This window comes from Agrobacterium sp. SORGH_AS_0440 (assembly GCF_031453135.1).
Lineage (GTDB): Bacteria > Pseudomonadota > Alphaproteobacteria > Rhizobiales > Rhizobiaceae > Agrobacterium > Agrobacterium pusense.
Map to the genome: position 1 here is coordinate 2,131,920 of NZ_JAVIYR010000002.1, position 20,063 is coordinate 2,151,982.

Consider the following 20,063-nt stretch of genomic DNA (forward strand, 5'->3'; position numbering starts at 1 on the left):
GCGCAGGTTTCCCCGAAGGGCGGGACCGATCAGACGATCAGGCCAAGGCGTATGGTCTTGGCCACCAGCTGGGTGCGGTTCACGCAGTCGAGCTTGCGGATGGCGTTGTTCATATAGGCGTTGACGGTATGTTCCGAGATGGAGAGAAGCTCGGCAATCTCCACAGAGGTCTTCCCCTGCGCCGTCCACCGCACCACGTCGAGTTCCCGCTTCGTCAGCGGTGAAGGCCCTCTGGAGCCGGTGCGGCAAAGCCGGTCATAGACCTCCAGCGCATGTAGCGCGATCATGCCCAGCTCGTTCAGCGCGGCCTGTTGCAGGGTATCGCGATCGCCTGCGAAATTCATCAGATACCGATTGCCGTTCATGCCGTGTACCGGGACCATGAGACCCGAAGTGATGCCCATGCTGCGCACGGAGGATACGGCATCCTGAAGCGTTTCACACGCAATGTCCGGGTCCTGCAACGACCAATATTGCGGCATCATCGATGATGCGCCGCGCCTGATGACGGGACAATCCCCGAGCGCACCGTCGCTGGTCATCGCATTCACGACCCAGATTGGCAGGCTGCTTTCAATGACCGTCGGCAAGCCATAGGCATTTTGGCCGCCGGGCAGGAGCAGCAGGGTCACATAGGCGTAACCGAAAGCGTGCATCACTTCCTGCAGCGCCTCCAGCCATTGGGACTTGTCGGCAGCAGCCGACAGATCATCGCATAGCCTCGCCTGACGCTCCGTCTTCACCATTCACGCCCCTTCTCCGCGCCGGGTCTTGACGCCAGGAGCGAAAAAATGCGTGGCCATGACGGGGTTGCGACCTTCATATCGTCTGGATTACCCTGCTAAAGCACCGGCTTTTCGGCCTTGTCCTTCGGCTTGGCCATCAGTTTCTCCAGGAAACCAAGCATGACCGCCGAGGCGACAAAAGCCAGATGGATGATCGTGAACCACATCAGCTTGCTGTCCGAGTACTGATTGGCATTGAGAAAGATTTGCAGCAGGTGAATGGACGAAATGGCCACGATTGACGACGCGACCTTGATTTTCAGGCTTCCGGCATCAAGCTTGCCCAGAAACGAAACCTCCGCATCGGCATCGTCGAAACGGCTGACAAAGTTCTCGTAACCGGAAATCATCACCATGACGATCAGGCTGGCGACGAGTGCCGCATCGATCAGGCCCAGCATGGCAAGGATCATGTCGGCTTCGTCGTAGGTAAAAACGTTCTTCGCAACTTTCAGAAACTTGAGCGCGAAAGAAAAGGCGTAGACAGCCAGTGCCGCGACCAGGCCGAGATAAAAAACGACCAGCAGCCAGCGGCTGGAGAGAATGATCCGCTCGACGAGCAGTTCAAGAGACTTCATTTCCGTATCCGATTATTAAACTGTTATTTTCGGGTATGCTTTCTTTCGCCATGTAAACTGGCCGCGAAGATCGTAGCAAGCATCAATGTCGGCACTTTGACCGCATCGTGGCGTTTTCGCCCTGACCCATCTTTTTTGGCCACGGACCGCAAACGTAATATTTTTGCAACATAGCGCCCCGCTTTAAAACATGATGCAAAAAGTCATATATAATATGTTGACAGTTATCGTCATGTTTTTTAGTCCTCGCTTATCGGCTCGCCCGTAACCAATCAGAACATATCCAGCCGCGCCTGAGCGCGGCGCGTTTTTGCGCGCCGTAGCTCCTGTGCGCGCATATTCGGGGGTAATCAATGTCCATCTCACGCACGCATTCCGCGCTGCTTCTCTGCACCGCCATGTCTCTTCTGCCCCTGACCGGCCACGCACAGGCACAGGATGCCGCTTCCGGTACCAATGGCACCACCACGCTCGAAAAAATCGTCGTCAAGGGCAAGCGCGTAAAAAGCGCCAATGCCGTCGCCGATACGCCGCTGGCGAGCCAGACGACTGCGGAAGACATCCGCAAGAAGGACATCGGCAGCATCAAGGACCTCGGCAACAGTACGGAACCGGGCGTCGATTACGTCGATGCCAAGCCCGGCCGGCCCGGCGGCCTGTTCATTCGCGGCCTCGGCGGCGCACGCGTCGTCACTTTGATCGACAATATTCCCGTTCCTTACTTCAACAATTTCGCCCGTCAGGGTCAGGCAACCACCACCCTCAGCGACACAAGCTCAAGCTTCGATTTTTCCTCGCTCTCGACGGTCGATGTGGTGCGTGGCGCCGATTCCAGCCGCATCGGCTCCGGTGCCCTTGGCGGCGCTCTGGTACTGCGCACGCTCGAACCGGAGGACCTGATCGGTGAAGGCAGGGACTGGGGCGGTGTCGCCAAGACCACCTATGACAGCGAGGACAGAAGCGTGGGCGGATCGCTCGCCGTCGCCAAGAAGATCGAGAACACCTCGGTCCTGTTCCAGGGCTCCTACAAACGCGGCAATGAAACGGACAACAAGGGTACGGCCGACATCTACGGCACGCGCCGCACCAAGCCCAACCCCGCCGACACCTATGAAAGCAACCTGATGTTCAAGATCCGCCAGGATCTGGAAGGTGGCCACCGCATAGGACTTACTGCCGAACGGTATTCGCTGAGAGACCGCAGCGACATGAAAACCCTTCAGGGTGTCAGCGTATCGGGCTCGACCTATCGCATCGGCGATTACCGCGGTTACGAGGACACTGAGCGCGACCGCGTCTCGCTTGATTATGAATACGAGGCGCCCTCGACTGACAGCGTGATCGATGCCGCCAATCTGTCGCTCTACTGGACGCGCCTCTCCAAGGAATCCGGCGCCGGCGACCGGCTGACCAATAATTCCCTCTATATTCGCGAAGACAGCATGCGCAACAGCGCCTTCGGTATCGTCGGCGGCCTGGAATCCGGGTTCGAGCTTGGCGGCGTGCAGCACACCGTCCGTTTCGGCGGCAACGCCATGACCACCGATTTCAGCCAGGAGCTTTTCGCCAATACGGCCGGTTCGACCTCATCGTCGCAATCGGACATGCCTGACGTGAGCGGCAAGAGCCTCGGCCTTTATCTCGATGACGAAATCGCCTTCGGCAACGGCTTCCGCCTGACCCCCGGCCTGCGCTTCGATTCCTACGATTACGATCCCGATGGCTCCGTTTCCAGCAACAGCGGCTACCGAACATTCGGCCTGCCGAGCGGCAATAGCGGCTCGCGCTTCTCGCCGAAGCTTCTTGCCACCTATGACGTCACGCCCGAACTACAGCTTTTCGCACAATGGTCGATGGCCTATCGTGCCCCGACGATCAACGAACTGTATCTGAACTTCTCCAACGTCAGCTCCGGTTACGCTGTTGTCGGCAACTCCGCCCTCAATCCCGAGACCAGCAACGGTTTCGAGATCGGTGCGAACTACGCCTCCGGCGACCTGACGGGAAGCCTGACGCTGTTCCACAACAAGTACAAGAACTTCATCGAACAATATACGACCTCGACAACGCTCTTCCCCGGCTTCGGCGGCAGGGGCAACGGATCGCTCTTTACCTATCGCAACCGCAACAACGTCGAAATCTCCGGTGTGGAGGCCAAGGTCCGCAAGGATCTGGCAAACGGCTTCTTCGCCCACGCTTCGCTCGCCTACGCCTATGGCAAGGACACCGACACCAACGAGTTCATCCGCACGGTGGCACCGTTCAAGTCCGTCCTCGGCGTCGGCTATGCGCAGGATGTCTGGGGCACGGAACTTACGGGCGTTTTCTCCGCCGGCATGCGTGACGACAGGTTGGCCAACACTTTCGACGCCCCCGGTTACGGCGTCTTCAACCTGACCGGTTGGTGGGAACCCGAGCAGACCAAGGGCCTGCGCATCCAGGCCGGCATCTACAACCTGTTCGACAGGAAATACTGGAATGCCGTCGGCGTCCGCGACGTGAACCCGAATTCGGTCAGCACGGTCAATCAGCCGGTCGATTTCTACACGGAAGCAGGCCGCACCTTCAAAATCTCCCTGACCCAGAAGTTCTAAATCCGGGGCGGAAGCATCAACTCCAGTCGGGCGGCCTTTCGGGTCGCCCCTTTTTGTCAGCGGCAATAGAGATAGCCGCCTTTTCGCTCCAGCACGTCGAGATGCAGGTGATCCTGATGGGTAGCATCGCTGCCGGGCGAAAGGACGGTGCGGAAAAACAGGCAAGCGGCAGCGGTAATCGTGCGCTGGAAAGCGCCTTCCGGCGTCCCGTCCTCACCGCGTGGCTTCATCACCAGCGGCTCGCCCTTATCGAAGGAAATGGTAGAAATATCCACGGCATTGCCCTTGGCATGTTCGGAAATCTTGCCGTTTTCCGCGCTGTTGCGGTTGCGGCAAATGTAGGTCGAAGCGTTGGCGATCGCGGTCACCTTTCTGTCCGGGAAAGCGAGAGCCGTCGCCGGCACCATCATCTCCTTGGTCCAGCGTGAAAGCGCAAGCGCGGTTTCACAGCGCATGGTTCCAGATGGCTCAAGCTTGATGCCAGGCAGAACCACGGAAAGCTCGACAGGCGCGTCGATGCCGCACCCCTGTTCCGTATCGCGGATCGGCTCAAGCTGCTTGAACTCTGCACCGATCCCCTTCAAGGAGGCAAGGCATGCCTGGAGTGCGGCCGGGTCCTCCGGCTTCACCGGCTCCGGTGGCTTCTCATCAGGTTTCGCCGTTTCGACAGTCGGTTTCTTCTGCTCCACGCCATCCTTGTCCTCGCCTTCCTTCTTGGCGTCATCGGAACCCTTGTCTGCGGGTGTCTTTTCACCATCGGATTGCTGGTTTCCGGAAGCATCGGGTTTCGCGACCGGCTGCTCCTCGGGCTGCGGCTTGGGAACGGGTTTGGGTGCTTCCGCCGGCCTTTGCGGCGTCTCGTCGGATGGCTTTTCCGAAGGGGTGGAGGACTGCCCCTCACCCGGTTTCGGCTGCGGCACCGGCACCTGCGCCGGCGGTTCAGAGGCAGAAATCAGTGCGAGGGTGGTTACCAGAAGACACAGGCGATGAAGCATTTTACGGGGCACTCCTGACCGTTTCGGCAGGGGTGCAACGCGGCGGCGGCCCGTAAGGTTCATTCCCCTGCCGAAATCCGCTTGCCAAGGCGGATCGTGCACGCTAACAATTTTCGCATGAACATCGTGTCTAAGAACATTGCTAACTGGTGGTGGAGCAGCTTTACGCGGCCTTGACCAGTCATGTCTTCAGACAAAGTCCAAGCCGCCCGAATTTTCAGGCGGCTTTTTTGTTATCTTGCCGCCTGTCATCGGGCCTGAACAACGGGAAGTGCGAAAGAAATGGTAACGATCATTCAGGATGACGGAGCGGAAACCTACGAGACGAAAGGCGGCATCAAGGTCAGCCGAAAGCGCCGGCCTGCCGATTATGCCAACGCCATCGACAATTATGTCGAAAAACTCGATTCCCATCGCGGCGCGGTTTTCTCGTCCAACTATGAATATCCCGGCCGCTACACGCGCTGGGACACGGCCATCATCGACCCACCGCTCGGAATTTCCTGTTTTGGCCGCAAGATGTGGATTGAGGCCTATAATGGCCGCGGCGAAGTACTGCTTTCCTTCATCACCGAAAAGCTGAAGGCGACGCCCGATCTCACGCTCGGCGCTTCCACCACGCGTCGTCTTGATCTCACCGTCAACGAACCGGACCGCGTCTTCACCGAAGAAGAACGCTCAAAAATCCCGACCGTCTTCACTGCGCTGCGCGCCATAGTCGACCTCTTCTATTCGAACGCGGATTCGGCAATCGGCCTGTTCGGTGCCTTCGGTTACGACCTCGCTTTCCAGTTCGACGCCATCAAGCTGTCGCTGGCGCGCCCGGAAGACCAGCGCGACATGGTGTTGTTCCTGCCCGATGAAATCCTGGTCGTTGATCACTATTCCGCCAAGGCCTGGATCGACCGTTACGATTTCGAAAAGGGCGGCGTGACGACGGACGGCAAGTCCTCCGACATAGCACCCGATCCCTTCAAGACAACCGATACGATCCCGCCCAAGGGCGATCACCGTCCCGGCGAATATTCCGAACTTGTCGTGAAGGCCAAGGAAAGCTTCCGCCGCGGCGATCTGTTCGAGGTCGTCCCCGGCCAGAAATTCATGGAACGCTGCGAAAGCAACCCGTCGGCGATTTCGCGCCGCCTGAAGGCGATCAACCCGTCCCCCTACTCCTTCTTCATCAATCTCGGCCATCAGGAATATCTGGTCGGCGCTTCGCCGGAAATGTTCGTGCGCGTCTCCGGCCGCCGCATCGAGACCTGCCCGATCTCAGGCACCATCAAGCGCGGTGACGATCCGATTGCCGATAGCGAGCAGATCCTGAAGCTGCTCAACTCGAAGAAGGATGAGTCCGAACTGACCATGTGCTCGGATGTGGACCGCAACGACAAGAGCCGCGTCTGCGAACCCGGTTCGGTCAAGGTCATTGGCCGCCGCCAGATCGAGATGTATTCGCGCCTCATCCACACGGTGGACCACATTGAAGGCCGCCTTCGGGACGATATGGACGCCTTTGATGGCTTCCTCAGCCACGCCTGGGCCGTGACCGTCACCGGCGCACCGAAGCTCTGGGCCATGCGCTTCATCGAAGGCCATGAAAAGAGCCCGCGCGCCTGGTATGGCGGCGCCATCGGCATGGTCGGCTTCAACGGCGACATGAACACCGGACTTACGTTGCGCACCATCCGGATCAAGGACGGCATTGCCGAGGTGCGTGCGGGTGCGACCCTGCTCAACGATTCCAATCCGCAGGAAGAAGAAGCCGAAACCGAACTCAAGGCGTCCGCCATGATATCAGCCATTCGCGACGCGAAAGCCACCAACGCCGCTTCCACCAAGCGCGATGCGGCCAAGGTCGGTACTGGCGTGAAGATCCTGCTTGTCGATCACGAAGACAGCTTTGTCCACACGCTGGCGAATTATTTCCGCCAGACCGGTGCGACCGTCTCCACCGTCAGATCGCCGGTCGCAGCCGACGTATTCGATCGCTTCCAGCCCGATCTCGTCGTGCTTTCCCCCGGACCGGGCAGCCCGACGGACTTCGACTGCAAGGCGACGATCAAGGCGGCCCGCGCCCGCGAATTGCCGGTCTTCGGCGTCTGCCTCGGCCTTCAGGCTCTGGCGGAAGCCTATGGCGGCGAGCTTCGCCAGCTTGCGGTGCCGATGCATGGCAAACCCTCGCGCATCCGCGTGCTGGAACCGGGCCTCGTCTTCTCCGGTCTCGGCAAGGAAGTGACCGTTGGCCGTTACCACTCGATCTTTGCCGACCCCTCCACCCTGCCGCGTGATTTCATCATCACGGCCGAAAGCGAGGACGGCACGATCATGGGCATCGAACATGCCAAGGAACCCGTGGCTGCCGTTCAGTTCCACCCGGAATCGATCATGACGCTTGGCCAGGACGCCGGCATGCGCATGATCGAGAACGTGGTGGTGCATCTGACCCGCAAGGCGAAGACGAAAGCCGCGTGATGGCTGCCGCCGATACCACCAACATCGAGCCGATACGGGCGGAGCACGTTGAGAGCTTTCACCGTGCGCTCGATGCGGTATCGCGCGAGCGGAAATATCTGAGCTTCCTGGAGGCGCCGCCGCTCGATGCGGTGCGCGCCTTCGTTCTCGACATGATCGAGAACAACCATCCGCAATTCGTTGCAGTTGCGGATGGCGAAGTGGCGGGCTGGTGCGACATTCGCCGCCAGGACAGAGTAACCCGCGCCCATTGCGGCACACTCGGCATTGGTATCCTACAGGCCTACCGTGACAAGGGACTTGGCGCGCAGCTGATGCGGCGAGCGCTCGATTCCGCCCGTCAATGCGGGCTGCATCGTGTCGAGCTGAGCGTGCATGCGGACAACGCCAGAGCCATAGCGCTGTACGAAAAAATCGGCTTTGTGCATGAGGGCCGGGCCCGCGATGCCGTTCTGATCGACGGGCGCTATATCGACAGCCTGAACATGGCGATCTTCCTCGGCAACTAACCCCTCGGCAGCGCAGCGGAAATACAAAGCGCGAATTTCTTCAGCAGCTGCAGGTCGAAATGTCCCTCCCGACGCAGCATCCAGGTCAGCGCGTCATTCGCCGTCCATGGCTTCTTGTAGGGTCTGACCGAAGTCACGGCGTCGTAAACGTCGCAGATGGCCGCGATACGCGCGTAAAGGCTGATCTCGCTGCCGGCACGCCCGCTGGGATAACCGCCGCCGTCAATTCGCTCATGATGATTGAAGCAGACATCAAGCACCATCTCAGGCATCTGCTCGTTTCGCGACAATATTTCCCGCCCGAATGCCGGGTGGAGATTGATGATTTTGCGTTCGTCGGTGCTCAACCCATCCGCCTTGTTGAGAATGGACGAGGGTATTTCCACCTTGCCAATATCATGCAGCAGGCCACTGACGCCGAGCAGATCGACCGTTCCGCGGTCGAGCCCGAGATAATTACCGAAGAGGATCATCAGCCCGCTGACGGAAACCGAGTGCACGAAAGTCGTTTCATCTTTCGATTTCAGGCGGGTAACCCCGATGAAGATCGCCGGGTTCGACTGCACGGCATCGGAAATCTTGCCCGCCGCCGCCGCCATGCCCTTCAGCGACACAAGGCCGCCGGCTTCTGCGGAAGCAAAGGTCTCGGAAATAGTGCCTGCGGCAGATCGGACCGCATGGGTTACGGCGGCAATGGTTTCCGGGCATTTGTCCGGCGCCAGCGAAACCGCAGCCGAACGCCTGCCGCCTTCGGTATCGTATCCCCTGGCCGTGTTGATGATGATGCTTTCAGCGCCGCTTGATTTCAGTTGCCGCATCAATTCCTCCTGCCGCAAAAGAAAGCGGTGCCGCTTTAAAAATCCCTGATTCGAAAGCGTTCCTTCGACCGCTTCGATAAACATACCAAGTGTTAGTTGCTGGGTGGAAATTCGTTTGAGCATCAGACGCTTTTATTTTCCTTCCCGGGAATATAACCTAAAACCGCAATTCGTAAAAATGCCGGCGCACAACCGGTTGAACTATAAAGGTGAAGTCAAGCCTTCCCAATCCCGCCTAAACTTGAACCTCGAAGATTAGATACCACAAATATGAAAATTTTTTACTCTCGATATATTTAAAACTCAAAGAATCAATTCGAATAGATCCAGAAACAACCCTCGAATGTAAATAATGAAGATTCCCGCATACGACGTAAATCAGGAGCCGAAGAAAGCCGCATGAATTCCAGACTTGAAAAGCGCATCGACCAGGGTACGGGCCGTGAACCGGCAGACATGGTTCTCAAGAACGGCCGCTTCTTCGATCTCGTCACCGGAGAACTCGTTGCCTCGGATATCGCCATTTGTGGCGATACGATCGTGGGAACCGGTGAAAGCTATGAGGGTTACCGGGAAATCGATATTTCCGGCAAAATCGTCGTCCCCGGTTTCATCGATACGCATCTCCATATCGAATCGTCGCTGGTGACACCGCATGAGTTCGATCGCTGCGTTTTGCCGTATGGCGTCACCACCGCCATTTGCGATCCTCATGAAATTGCCAATGTGCTCGGGGTGGAGGGGCTTCAGTTCTTCCTCGACAGCGCCATGGAAACCATCATGGACATCCGCGTGCAGCTTTCCTCCTGCGTGCCCGCCACTGACCTGGAAACCGCTGGCGCCGACCTGCCGATTGAAAAGCTGCTGCCGTTCCGGAACCACCCGAAGGTCATCGGCCTTGCTGAATTCATGAATTTCCCCGGGGTCATCCACAAGGACCCGGTGTGCATGGCGAAGCTGGAGGCTTTTCAGGGCCAGCATATCGACGGGCACGCACCGCTTCTTTCCGGAACAGCGCTGAACGGTTATCTCGCTGCCGGCATCCGCACCGAGCATGAATGCACGAGTGCGACGGAAGCGCTGGAGAAAATCCGCAAGGGCATGCACATTCTGGTGCGCGAAGGCTCGGTCTCGAAAGACCTGCATGCCCTGATGCCCATCATAACCGAGCGGCTGTCCCCCTATCTGGCGCTCTGCACCGATGACCGCAACCCGCTCGACATCGCCGAACAGGGCCATCTCGACTACATGATCCGCACCGCGATCGCCAGCGGCGTGGAACCGCTCGCCATCTATCGCGCCGCCTCTATTTCCGCCGCCAAAGCCTTTGGCCTGCGCGATCGCGGCCTGGTCGCGCCGGGCTGGCGCGCCGATCTCGTGGTGATCGACAGTCTGCAAAGCTGCAAAGCCAGCATGGTTCTTTCCGGCGGCCGGATCGTCGACGATGCGCTCTTTGCCACGCGCAAACCGGTCGCACCGGTCGGTCTCGACAGCGTCAAGGCAAGACCCGTGCTCGCCTCGCATTTTGGCGTGCCGGTCACGGAAGGCGAAAGCCCTGTCATGGGCGTGCTTCCCGGCAAGATCATTACCGAGCACCGTCGCTACAGACTGCCGACGGACGGCAACCAGACCACCGTCGATCTCGAAAACGATATCATCAAGGTCGCCGTCATCGAACGCCACGGCAAGAACGGCAACCATGCCAATGGTTTCGTTCAAGGTTTCGGCCTGAAAAAGGGCGCCATCGCCTCCACCGTCGGTCATGACAGCCATAATATCTGCGTTGTCGGGGTGAGCGAAGACGACATGGCGCTGGCCGCTAACCGGCTGGGCGAAATCAAGGGCGGTTTTGTCGTGGTGGAAGACGGCAGGGTGACAGGCGAAATCGCTTTGCCCGTCGCCGGGCTGATGAGCCTTGAACCCTACGAGACCGTTCGCGATACGCTGCACACCCTGAGAAAAGCAGCCTATGCGCTGGGCACCACGCTGGAAGAACCCTTCCTTCAGGTCGCCTTCCTGCCCCTGCCCGTCATCCCCCATCTCAAGATTTCCGACATGGGCATGGTGGATGTGGACCGGTTTGCACTGATCTGATGGTGGCTTGGCGACCAGCGGCAGCGAAGAACGCTTCGCCTCCGTTTTTGACGCCGCTGGCGCGGCCTCATGCCTTCGTCTCCGCAGGCCAGGTGACATAATAATATTTGCCCGCGACCCTGCCGAAATAGGCATTTTTTCCCGTCGCCTTTTCGACATAACTCCCGTTTCCGTCCTTGGAAAGCGCACCGTCTTCGCTGCGCTTCAGTTGAGTATTGAGGAAGTCGACCCAGTTGGTCTTGGCGGTATCGGTAGCTGTGGTCGGCGTTGCATTTTTCTGGTTGGGATCCCACGCATTGATCGTTTTACCCTGAGTGGGATTGGTAACCTGCAGGGCCCCGCGCTCGAGAGCGCCTACCATTGCCCGGGAGCGCAGATATTGCGCCGGATCGTCGCCAGCCAACGAGAGCTTCGCTTTCAAATTCCGCATGAAAGCGGGCGACGCGATATAGTCGGCCGAAGAGGTTTTTGCCGCTGGTGTCGATGAGGATGTGCGGGCCGCCGATTTCCCGGAAGGAAATACATCGCGGATGGACGGAAGGGCAGCCTTGGCTTTGCCGCCTGAGGACCTAGTATTACCGCTATTGGGCTGATTGAAATTCTTGATTGAAACGGACATGACAATTCCTGCTTCACTAACGAGTGGTGATGGAAATATACAGGACTCGATGTTTGACGCCGAAAGCTTGCCCAAGACTTGCATTACAGCCGAAATAAATGCGAAACCATTATTTATGCGGAGGAAAACGATAATATAAACATTCTAAATTATGAATATACTTAAATAGCTTCGTTACGACGTTAAGACAAAGCCATGACGTCACATGCGGCGGTGGCAACCCGCCCCGCAGCCAGAGACTCTTCGCGGATCAGCACAGGCAGCTTATCGCTTCGGGATCAGCGACCTGCGAAAATAAACGACGCGCTCCGTTTCCTCAAATCCCAGGGCCGCATGCGTGCGATGGGAGCTGAGATTGGCGATATCGGCATCGGAGGCAAGTTCGCTGACGCCTTGGTCGATGGCCCATCGGGTCACCTGCTCCACCAGAAGGGCGGCGACGCCCTGCCTGCGAAACGCCTCCTCCACGTAGATTCCCTCAAGAAACGCCACGGGTGACGTATCGCAGCCGTTGACGTAATCCCGCCGCAGGCTGACCTCGGCAAAACCAATGGCCGATCCGTCAAGATCGTGAACGATAAATCCAGCCCCGGTTTCGCAAACGTCCTGCAACTCAGCCCGATGGTCTTCAGGCGCCGTATCGGGCCAGAGACGGTGTCGCAGAAGGCACCAGTCATCCGGATAGTCGCCAGCATTTCGGACGTCGAAAGTCCCGCTCATTCAACGCTCCCGCAAAACACGTCCAGCCCCTCAAGCTTGACGATGCCGCCATCAAACAGCGGCTCGAAACCCGGCATCGGCAGGATTGTCGTCACGTTCATGCCCCTGGGGATGGGAAACTCCACCGGCTTGCGCGTCAGGTTGAAAACGAAAAGCAGCGTATGCTCGCCCCTGTAACGCGTGAAGGCCAGCACGTCGAGATTGGTTTTCAGGAACGTCATGTCCCCGTCACGCAGCGCGCCATGGCTTTTCCGGAACGACAGAACCGCCCGGTAATGGTTCAGGATCGAGTCCGGCCTTCGTTCCTGCGCATCCGCGGCGTGCATGGCATGCGCATAGGGCACCGGCAGCCACGGTTTTTCAGCGGTCGAAAAGCCGGAATTCTGCTTGCCTGTTTCCCAGACCATCGGCGTGCGGCATCCATCGCGCCCCTTGAAGGCTGGCCAGAAGCGGATGCCATAGGGGTCACGCAAATCAGCGAAAGCCAGCTCAGCCTCCGTCAAGCCAAGTTCCTCGCCCTGATAGAGGCAAATGGACCCGCGCAGGCTGGCGAGAACGCAGATGGCAAGCTTGGCAACCCGCGTCTGTTCTTCGGCGCCTTCCGAAAACCGGCTGAGATGGCGCACCACGTCATGGTTGGAAAAGGCCCAGCAGACCCACCCGTCCGTCACCACCTTGCCGAAAGTCTCGACCGACCCGCGGATGTGTTTGGCGGTGAAATCCGGCCCCAGAAGGTCGAAGGTGTAGCACATGTTGAGCTTGTCGTTGCCGGACGTGTAAGCAGCAACGGTCTTCAACGATCGCGCGCCGTCACCCACTTCACCCACGGTGGCGCGGCCCTCATACTCATCGAGCAGTGCGCGGAAGCGCTTCAGGAAACCGATATTTTCCGGCCGGGTCTTGTCATAAAGATGGTCCTGCATGCCGTAGGGGTTGACGTCGGAAGCGTCGAGCCCGAAGCTTTCCTCGTCGAACAGCGGCGGGTTGTCACGCAGGAGCTTGTCGTGGAAATAGTGATTGACGGTATCGAGCCGGAAACCGTCCACGCCGCGATCCAGCCAGAAGCGTACCGTTTCCAGCAGCGCATCCTGAACCTCGGGATTGTGGAAGTTCAGGTCCGGTTGCGACGTCAGGAAGCTGTGCATGTAATATTGCTTGCGCACGCCATCCCACTCCCAGGCCGGCCCGCCAAAAACTGAAAGCCAGTTCGTCGGTGCCGTGCCGTCCGGCTTGGGATTGGCCCACACATACCAGTCAGCCTTGCTGTTCGTCCGGCTCGCCCGGCTGTCCACGAACCATGGATGCTGGTCCGACGTGTGCGAGATGACCTGGTCGATGATGACCTTCAAGCCGAGACGATGCGCCTCGGCCATCAGCGCATCGAAATCAGTGAGCGTGCCGAACAGCGGATCGACATTGCAATAATCCGAGACGTCATAGCCCATATCCGCCATGGGCGAGGTGAAGAAGGGCGAAAGCCAGATTGCGTCGACACCGAGCGAGGCGATGTATGGCAAGCGCTTGGTCACGCCGGCGAGATCACCATAGCCGTCGCCCGTCGTGTCCTGAAACGAACGCGGATAGACCTGATAAATCACCGCTCCCTTCCACCAGTCCGATTGCGCTTGGGGTTTGTGGACCGGGGCATGGGATAACGTCATCGGCAATCTCCTGATCGTGTCTGACGCAGAGAATATAAAGCCGCCGCCTCCGCGTAAACCTTAACTTCGCACCTGCACAAACGGCCAAAACCACCTTGTCAGCAGCGCGCACTCGTCGTAAGCCGCATGGCTGGAAAAAACGGGAGGATGACGGCGTGGGCGGACGATTTCTGTCGATTGGCGAATGTATGGTGGAACTGTCGCAGGCCGGCAACGGGCTGCTGCGTAAGGGTTTTGCCGGCGACACCTTCAATACCGCCTGGTATGCGCGCGCCTGCCTGCCAGAGGACTGGTCCGTCGATTATTTCACCGCACTCGGCGACGATCCGCTTTCGGAAGACATGCTGGCATTCATTGCGGAAGCCGGCATCGGCACGGAAAAAATCCGCCGCATCAAGGGCGGCACGCCCGGCCTTTACCTGATCAACCTGAAAGACGGCGAACGCACCTTCAGCTACTGGCGCAATGCCGCGGCGGCAAGACAGCTCGCTGCGGACGCGGACCACCTGCGCAAAACGGTCGAAAACGCCGACGTCGTCTATTTCTCCGGCATTACGCTCGCCATCCTCGCCTCTGCCCATGATGTCGATACATTCCTTGCGGAACTGCGCCGCGCCAGGGCGACGGGCAAGCTCGTGGTCTTCGATCCCAACATCCGCCCGCGCCTCTGGGCGGACAAGGACATCATGCTGGAGACGATCTCCAATGGCGCCCGCGCCGCGACGCTTGTCATGCCGAGCTTCGACGACGAGGCGAGCCATTTCGGCGATACCTCCGTGGAAGCGACCATTGCCCGTTACCGTTCGCTCGGTGTTGAAAACATCGTTGTGAAGGACGGCCCCAAGGGCGCAACACTCGATTTCGGCGGCAACCGTAGCCACGCCCCGGCGATGAAGGCCGTTGAGGTGGTGGACACGACGAGCGCCGGCGACAGTTTCAACGGCGCCTTCCTCGCCCGTTATGTGACCGGAAGCTCTCCGGAAGAAGCGGCCACTTTTGCCGCTAGGGCGGCGGCAACCGTGATTGGCCACCACGGCGCGCTGATCAGCCCCGAATTGCTCCCTCTCGTCGGATAGCCGCCACGCCCGGCCAGCAAACAAGGTTTTGCAGCCGTCACAGACCCTGACATGATCCTGTAACACGCGCGCCGCATATACGGGCGGAAGCCGGGCAATGGGGATTCGCCCGTGCGCAGATGAGCAGGATCGGTGTTCATGACGAGAATCACGATTGTCACAGATGCCTGGCACCCGCAGGTCAACGGCGTGGTTCGCTCGATCGAAAACACCAATACCGAACTCGCGCGGCTCGGCGTCGATGTGCGCATGGTGACGCCGCAGAGTTTTTACAGCATCCCCTGCCCCACCTATCCGGAAATCCGCCTTTCGGTTGCCGGCTATCGCCGCGTGGCGGCGGAGATCGAAAAAAGCCAGCCCTCCTTCGTGCATATTGCCACAGAAGGGCCGCTGGGTTTCATGGCGCGGCGCTGGTGCGTCAAGAACCGCATGCGTTTTTCAACCAGCTATCACACCCGCTTCCCCGAATATGTGGCGGCGCGCTTTCCCGTGCCGGAAAGCTGGCTTTATGCCTTCGTGCGCTGGTTCCACAATGGCGGCAACACCTGCATGGTGGCGACGCCAAGCCTTGAGACAGAACTGGAGGCGCGCGGCGTGCGCAACCTCAAACGCTGGAGCCGCGGCATCGACGCCGAGCTTTTCCATCCCCGCCCGAAGGCAAAGCTGCCCTTCGACCTGCCGAGACCGATTTTCATGACCGTGGGACGTGTAGCGGTGGAGAAGAACCTGCCGGAATTCCTCGATCTCGACCTGCCGGGATCTAAGGTCGTCATCGGCGACGGCCCCGCCCGCCATGAATTGCAGGAAAAATACCCTGACGTCCTTTTCACCGGCGTCAAGACCGGCGAGGATCTTGCCGACGCCTATGCGCAGGCCGATGTCTTCGTTTTCCCGTCCAAGACAGACACCTTCGGCAACACCATTCTCGAAGCTCTGGCAAGCGGCGTGCCCGTGGCCGCCTTCCCCGTTACCGGACCAATCGACATCCTTGGCGGCAACCCGGCGGCCGGAGCGCTGGACGACAATCTTCGCGATGCCTGTCTTGCCGCCCTTCATTGTTCGCCCCAGGCGGCGCTGGCGCTCTCCAGGAGCTACAGCTGGGAAAAGGCATCCAGGCAATTCCTCGACAATGTCATTCATGCCGCTGGCAAATCGCTGCCGCTGCTCTCCCGCTCCCAACTTGCATGAGTCGATCCCCGAGATTTTCTTCAGGGATAGTGGACGAAACCGATCGGGAATGTCACAAGGCGATCAGGACGCGACTGCCGTTATCTTTAGAACGGGGTCGGGCTGCTGATTGACGTCAGGCGGCTGCCGCGAGATTACGCTGGCCGTCCTTTAGTCCGATAAACCGGTGCCTACCAGGCACCGACCAGAGATTCTCCCGTCAGCGGCACGGCCCGTTCCTTTCCGTCTCGGTCCTTGACCGAAAGAGATGCGGCCATCTGCTTGGGTGACTTGCGGAACCAGTTGGCGGCGACGCTTGCCATATCTCCGATCGCCGCCTGTTTGTGCCATTCGGCAAAGCGCCTGGCTGTTGCTTCAGGCTCCGAACGATAGAAGAAATCGCCGGATTGGCCGAGATCGTTGATGGATGCCGCCATGGCGGAGAGTGGCCGCTGGAACATTTTTGCCGGCACCGACAGCCCCCGGGCGCTATCAGCAAAAGCCGGCGCCATGAAATCGATCGCCCAGCCATCGGCCTCGATCCAGCAGTGGAAATTCTCGCCCGCACCTGTCACGTAACCATCGTCGCGATGATCCGCGAACAGGAGCACCTTTCCGCCAAGATTATAGGCCGCAAGCCCGCCCTTCGGCACCGCTTTCACCTTGTAGTGCTGCTGCAGGATGAAGGCGCTGAAAGTGCTGAAATACATCGAGGCCGAAGCGGGATCGGCATTCTGGGCGAGGAGCAGGCTGTTGATGACGCGGTAGATCCGCTGATAGTCGGTCTGCTTGATCAGCATGATTTTTACTCTTCAAAACAAGGCGTTGGATGAGCGTCCGCCGCTTGTTTCTTCTCCCCGGCAGGGAGAAGAAAATTGCCGCGACGTCTCACGCCAGAATCAACGTCTCTTCTTCGCCTTGCTCTCGAACGGATTGTCCGAGCCGCGATAATGCACGCGGATCGGCACGCCCGGCATGTCGAAATCCTTGCGCAGGCCATTGACGAGATACCGCGTATAGCTCTCCGGAATGGCTTCCGGCCGCGTGCAGGAAATCATGAAGGCGGGCGGACGGGCCTTGACCTGCGTCATATATTTCAGCTTCAGGCGGCGGCCGGAGACGGCCGGCGGCGGGTGCTGCGTGGTCTGCGCGTCGAGCCAGCGGTTAAGCCTTGCGGTGGAGATGCGGCGGTTCCAGACCTTGTCGGTATCGATGATATTCTGCATCAGCCGGTCGAGACCATACCCCGTCTGTCCGGAAATCGGCACGGCGCGAATACCGCGCGCCTGCGGCAGCAGACGCTCGGTCTTTTCACGCAGATCGGCCAGATAGGCCTGCGGGTCTTCGACGAGATCCCATTTGTTGAAGGCGAGCACGGCGGCGCGGCCTTCGCGGATGACGAGATCGACCAGCTGCAAATCCTGCTTTTCGAACGGAATGGTGCTGTCGAACACGATGACGACGGTTTCGGCGAAGCGGATGGAGCGCAGCGAATCCGCAACCGAGAGCTTTTCCAGCTTCTCCGTCACCTTGGCCTTGCGGCGCATGCCAGCCGTATCGAACATCTTGATGGTGCGGCCGCGCCAGTCCCATTCGACGGAAATACTGTCGCGGGTGATACCGGCTTCGGGGCCGGTCAAAAGGCGATCTTCGCCGAGGAAACGGTTGATCAGCGTCGACTTGCCCGCATTCGGCCGGCCGATGATGGCGACGCGCAGCGGCTTGGTCTCGTCATAGACGGGCTCTTCGTCTTCCTCGTCCTCGCTGCCGGGCTCGCTGCGTGGCAGAACGATATCCGTTTCCGCCTCGTCCACCTCCGGCGGGAAGGCGACGTCTTCGCCGATTGCCTCGACAATGGCGTCGCGCAGGTCGATCATTCCCTGGCCGTGTTCGGCCGAGATCGGGCAAGGATCGCCAAGACCGAGCGTGAAGGCATCATAGAAACCGGCGTCGGAACCGCGCGCTTCGGACTTGTTGGCCACCAGCACCACCGGCTTGCCGCGTCGGCGCAGCATTTCCGCCAGCGTCTCGTCGGCCGGCGTCAGGCCTGCCTTTGCATCCACGACGAAGAGTGTCACGTCGGCATCGTCGATCGCCGCTTCCGTCTGGGCCCACATGCGGCCCTGAAGCGTTTCCGGCCCGGATTGCTCCAGACCGGCGGTATCGATGATGGTGAAACGCAGGTCGACGAGCTTTGCCTCGCCAGGCCGGCGGTCGCGGGTCACGCCGGGCGTATCATCCACCAGCGCCAGCTTCTTTCCGACGAGACGGTTGAAAAGCGTGGACTTGCCGACATTGGGGCGCCCGACTATGGCGACGGTGAAGCTCATTGATCCTGGTTCCTTAAAGCACGTCTGCCCAAAACGTTACCTGTTTTGGGCAAAGGACATGCGTAAAATAATGCGTTGGATCGCTTTGGCAATGCGAAGATTGTCGGCGCGATCTCGGGCGGGGCAGCGGCGTTAGGCAGCCTTGCCCGAAGCGGTGATGTTATCGAGCATGATCTGCGCGCGGTTGGTGACGTTGCGCGGCGCCTGCGTGTCGCCGACGATCTGCTCGAACCATTGCTTGGCCTTGGCGAAATCGCCAGCCTTATAGGCGGCAAGACCGAGCGCCTCGCGGGCGGAAGCGCGCATGGTCTGGCCGTCAGTGCTGAGCGGTTCGGCAAGCGCAGCCACCTGATCATAAGTGCCATTATCGACCAGCAGCCAGGCGGCGCGAACCTTGGCGGCATCACGGAAGACCTGCGGCGCGGAATTATCGTTGCCGATCGCGGTGAAGGCGGCGATCGCACCGGCCGCATCGCCCTTCTGTGACAGCAGCGTTGCCGAACGGAACTTCGCCAGAACGGGATAGTTGCCGTGACCGGAGGTTTCGAGATCGGCGAAGGCCTTCAGCGCCTCATCCGTCTTGTTTTCGGAAGCGAGCGTCAGGGCCGCCAGGAACTGATCGCCGGAATTGGAGGCACGGCTGGTGTTCCAGTATTCGTATATGCCGGCACCGGCGGCACCGAGAACAACGAGGACGGCGGCACCCACGACCACGATACCGTAACGGCCCCAGAAGCGCGACAGCTGCTCGGAGCGGATCTGCTCGTTCACTTCGCGGATAAAGGTATCATTCTCGTTTGCCATCAAATTCTCCGTTACCCGCGCGGAGATCGTGTCCCGATCCATCCGTCCGCGGACATACCAAGCCGCTTACCCGGATCGGCAAAAGTAAGGCCAACCGGGTCATGGTCGGCCTTCTAGCCTATTTTGCCTGATATGTAAGGGGGAAACGTCGATTTCCTACATGGCGATGGGCTGAACGCCGATCAACCATTCGTGCAGTTTCAGGATGAAAGCCCCCCACAGAACGATGCCGCCGACGACCGCCACCAGATCGTAGCGGCTTGAAACGAAGTCCCGGACCACTTTTTCACCTGCCCGTTCCCGGCGCTTCAGCGAAATCCGCATCACCACGCCCCAGGCAAGGAACGACACGAAAAGCAGGATCGAAGACGTTTCTCCATTGGCGAGAAGATGCGCGAGCGCCCAGATTTTGACGGCCAGAATGAGCGGATGTTTGGTCTTCGTTGCGATATGGCCAGCCGGGATGAGGCTGGCCACGAGACAGATCATCGCCAGCAACATCAGGGTAATGGCGATGTGGCTCATCCAGACCGGCGGATACCACAGCATGCCCGTCTCCTGCCGCGCTTCGCCGAAAGCGTAAATGACAAGGCCGAGCGTGATGAGGCTGACGACGGAATAAACGCCCTTGAATGGCCCTTCACCCATCGTCGCGATCATGCGCGCGCGAAACTGCGGTGCGATCACCTTCAGGAGATGGGTGAGCAAAAACAAGGCAAGACAGAGTGCGAGAAAAAGCATGGAACACGGCCCCCGGAGTGGAACGAAGCGGCTCAATCACCGCAGTCAAGAACAGGAATTAGGCTGAAAGTCATGAAAACGCCAGACTATTCAAAGCTTC

At 59.3% G+C, this 20,063-nt stretch carries 17 protein-coding genes; 6 read left to right on the plus strand and 11 right to left on the minus strand.

The features are described 5' to 3' along the window. Positions 1-29 precede the first annotated feature (29 nt). Both QE453_RS19750 and QE453_RS19755 read right to left on the minus strand, forming a co-directional pair. Positions 30-746 (minus strand): helix-turn-helix transcriptional regulator, encoded by a 717-nt coding sequence (locus QE453_RS19750; protein WP_004443044.1) that lies wholly within the window; start codon positions 744-746, stop codon positions 30-32. 95 nt (positions 747-841) lie between these two features. After that, the gene (locus QE453_RS19755; RefSeq protein WP_004443046.1) at positions 842-1,363 is read right to left on the minus strand and encodes a TIGR00645 family protein; all 522 of its coding nucleotides are present in this window, start codon (positions 1,361-1,363) and stop codon (positions 842-844) included. Between the two features lie 353 nt (positions 1,364-1,716). Here QE453_RS19755 and QE453_RS19760 point away from each other — a divergent pair, with 353 nt between their 5' ends. After that, positions 1,717-3,957: a TonB-dependent hemoglobin/transferrin/lactoferrin family receptor gene (locus QE453_RS19760; protein ID WP_309777776.1), complete on the plus strand. Its 2,241-nt coding sequence runs from the start codon at positions 1,717-1,719 to the stop codon at positions 3,955-3,957. Positions 3,958-4,013: 56 nt separating this feature from the next. Here QE453_RS19760 and QE453_RS19765 read toward each other — a convergent pair whose 3' ends face one another. Then, entirely contained in the window at positions 4,014-4,952 is a 939-nt protein-coding gene (locus tag QE453_RS19765; protein WP_107339103.1) for an extensin family protein, read from the minus strand. Between the two features lie 282 nt (positions 4,953-5,234). On the opposite strand from QE453_RS19765, the gene QE453_RS19770 reads away from it, so the two are divergent. Together QE453_RS19770 and QE453_RS19775 are read left to right on the plus strand one after the other, a co-directional pair. Beyond that, positions 5,235-7,424 (plus strand): anthranilate synthase, encoded by a 2,190-nt coding sequence (locus QE453_RS19770; protein WP_022556731.1) that lies wholly within the window; start codon positions 5,235-5,237, stop codon positions 7,422-7,424. Continuing rightward, positions 7,424-7,933 (plus strand): GNAT family N-acetyltransferase, encoded by a 510-nt coding sequence (locus QE453_RS19775; protein WP_244455550.1) that lies wholly within the window; start codon positions 7,424-7,426, stop codon positions 7,931-7,933. Before QE453_RS19770 ends, QE453_RS19775 begins: the two co-directional genes overlap by 1 nt. On the opposite strand, the gene QE453_RS19780 is transcribed toward QE453_RS19775, so the two are convergent. Beyond that, the gene (locus QE453_RS19780; RefSeq protein WP_309777779.1) at positions 7,930-8,874 is read right to left on the minus strand and encodes an HD-GYP domain-containing protein; all 945 of its coding nucleotides are present in this window, start codon (positions 8,872-8,874) and stop codon (positions 7,930-7,932) included. The two genes, QE453_RS19775 and QE453_RS19780, sit on opposite strands and share 4 nt — an antisense overlap. A gap of 276 nt (positions 8,875-9,150) precedes the next feature. On the opposite strand from QE453_RS19780, the gene ade reads away from it, so the two are divergent. Beyond that, complete coding sequence (gene ade / locus QE453_RS19785) at positions 9,151-10,845, plus strand: adenine deaminase (RefSeq protein ID WP_309777781.1); 1,695 nt, start codon at positions 9,151-9,153, stop codon at positions 10,843-10,845. Positions 10,846-10,912: 67 nt separating this feature from the next. On the opposite strand, the gene QE453_RS19790 is transcribed toward ade, so the two are convergent. The 3 genes from QE453_RS19790 to QE453_RS19800 all read right to left on the minus strand — a co-directional run bounded on the left by QE453_RS19790 (position 10,913) and on the right by QE453_RS19800 (position 13,845). Next, positions 10,913-11,464 carry a hypothetical protein gene (locus QE453_RS19790; RefSeq protein ID WP_309777783.1) on the minus strand — a complete coding sequence of 184 codons (552 nt, stop codon included), beginning with the start codon at positions 11,462-11,464 and terminating at the stop codon, positions 10,913-10,915. 264 nt (positions 11,465-11,728) lie between these two features. Continuing rightward, entirely contained in the window at positions 11,729-12,184 is a 456-nt protein-coding gene (gene aac(6'), locus QE453_RS19795) for an aminoglycoside 6'-N-acetyltransferase (RefSeq protein WP_309777785.1), read from the minus strand. Next, positions 12,181-13,845 (minus strand): alpha-glucosidase family protein, encoded by a 1,665-nt coding sequence (locus tag QE453_RS19800; protein ID WP_037089731.1) that lies wholly within the window; start codon positions 13,843-13,845, stop codon positions 12,181-12,183. Before QE453_RS19800 ends, aac(6') begins: the two co-directional genes overlap by 4 nt. A 155-nt stretch (positions 13,846-14,000) precedes the next feature. Between QE453_RS19800 and QE453_RS19805 the strand changes: the two genes are divergently transcribed. Next, positions 14,001-14,921, plus strand: coding sequence for a sugar kinase (locus QE453_RS19805; RefSeq protein WP_169692046.1), 921 nt, complete (start codon positions 14,001-14,003; stop codon positions 14,919-14,921). 138 nt (positions 14,922-15,059) lie between these two features. Then, entirely contained in the window at positions 15,060-16,109 is a 1,050-nt protein-coding gene (locus QE453_RS19810) for a bifunctional monoglucosyl/glucuronosyl diacylglycerol synthase (RefSeq protein WP_004443066.1), read from the plus strand. Between the two features lie 170 nt (positions 16,110-16,279). Here the strand turns inward: QE453_RS19810 and QE453_RS19815 are convergent, their stop codons facing one another. The 4 genes from QE453_RS19815 to QE453_RS19830 form a co-directional block, all read right to left on the minus strand. Next, the gene (locus QE453_RS19815) at positions 16,280-16,888 is read right to left on the minus strand and encodes a DUF2026 family protein (RefSeq protein WP_309777787.1); all 609 of its coding nucleotides are present in this window, start codon (positions 16,886-16,888) and stop codon (positions 16,280-16,282) included. A gap of 99 nt (positions 16,889-16,987) precedes the next feature. After that, positions 16,988-18,418, minus strand: coding sequence for a ribosome biogenesis GTPase Der (der, locus tag QE453_RS19820; protein ID WP_004443070.1), 1,431 nt, complete (start codon positions 18,416-18,418; stop codon positions 16,988-16,990). Positions 18,419-18,550: 132 nt separating this feature from the next. Beyond that, the gene (locus tag QE453_RS19825; RefSeq protein WP_004443073.1) at positions 18,551-19,222 is read right to left on the minus strand and encodes a tetratricopeptide repeat protein; all 672 of its coding nucleotides are present in this window, start codon (positions 19,220-19,222) and stop codon (positions 18,551-18,553) included. A 156-nt stretch (positions 19,223-19,378) separates the two neighbouring features. Then, positions 19,379-19,963: an NnrU family protein gene (locus QE453_RS19830; RefSeq protein ID WP_006699417.1), complete on the minus strand. Its 585-nt coding sequence runs from the start codon at positions 19,961-19,963 to the stop codon at positions 19,379-19,381. Between the last annotated feature and the right edge of the window lie 100 nt (positions 19,964-20,063).

Coding starts and splice junctions, on each gene's coding strand:
- QE453_RS19750 (WP_004443044.1), bottom strand. CDS start 746: ATGGTGAAGACGGAGCGTCAGGCGAGGCTATGCGATGATCTGTCGGCT.
- QE453_RS19755 (WP_004443046.1), bottom strand. CDS start 1,363: ATGAAGTCTCTTGAACTGCTCGTCGAGCGGATCATTCTCTCCAGCCGC.
- QE453_RS19760 (WP_309777776.1), top strand. CDS start 1,717: ATGTCCATCTCACGCACGCATTCCGCGCTGCTTCTCTGCACCGCCATG.
- QE453_RS19765 (WP_107339103.1), bottom strand. CDS start 4,952: ATGCTTCATCGCCTGTGTCTTCTGGTAACCACCCTCGCACTGATTTCT.
- QE453_RS19770 (WP_022556731.1), top strand. CDS start 5,235: ATGGTAACGATCATTCAGGATGACGGAGCGGAAACCTACGAGACGAAA.
- QE453_RS19775 (WP_244455550.1), top strand. CDS start 7,424: ATGGCTGCCGCCGATACCACCAACATCGAGCCGATACGGGCGGAGCAC.
- QE453_RS19780 (WP_309777779.1), bottom strand. CDS start 8,874: ATGCTCAAACGAATTTCCACCCAGCAACTAACACTTGGTATGTTTATC.
- ade (WP_309777781.1), top strand. CDS start 9,151: ATGAATTCCAGACTTGAAAAGCGCATCGACCAGGGTACGGGCCGTGAA.
- QE453_RS19790 (WP_309777783.1), bottom strand. CDS start 11,464: ATGTCCGTTTCAATCAAGAATTTCAATCAGCCCAATAGCGGTAATACT.
- QE453_RS19800 (WP_037089731.1), bottom strand. CDS start 13,845: ATGACGTTATCCCATGCCCCGGTCCACAAACCCCAAGCGCAATCGGAC.
- QE453_RS19810 (WP_004443066.1), top strand. CDS start 15,060: ATGACGAGAATCACGATTGTCACAGATGCCTGGCACCCGCAGGTCAAC.
- QE453_RS19815 (WP_309777787.1), bottom strand. CDS start 16,888: ATGCTGATCAAGCAGACCGACTATCAGCGGATCTACCGCGTCATCAAC.
- der (WP_004443070.1), bottom strand. CDS start 18,418: ATGAGCTTCACCGTCGCCATAGTCGGGCGCCCCAATGTCGGCAAGTCC.
- QE453_RS19825 (WP_004443073.1), bottom strand. CDS start 19,222: ATGGCAAACGAGAATGATACCTTTATCCGCGAAGTGAACGAGCAGATC.
- QE453_RS19830 (WP_006699417.1), bottom strand. CDS start 19,963: ATGCTTTTTCTCGCACTCTGTCTTGCCTTGTTTTTGCTCACCCATCTC.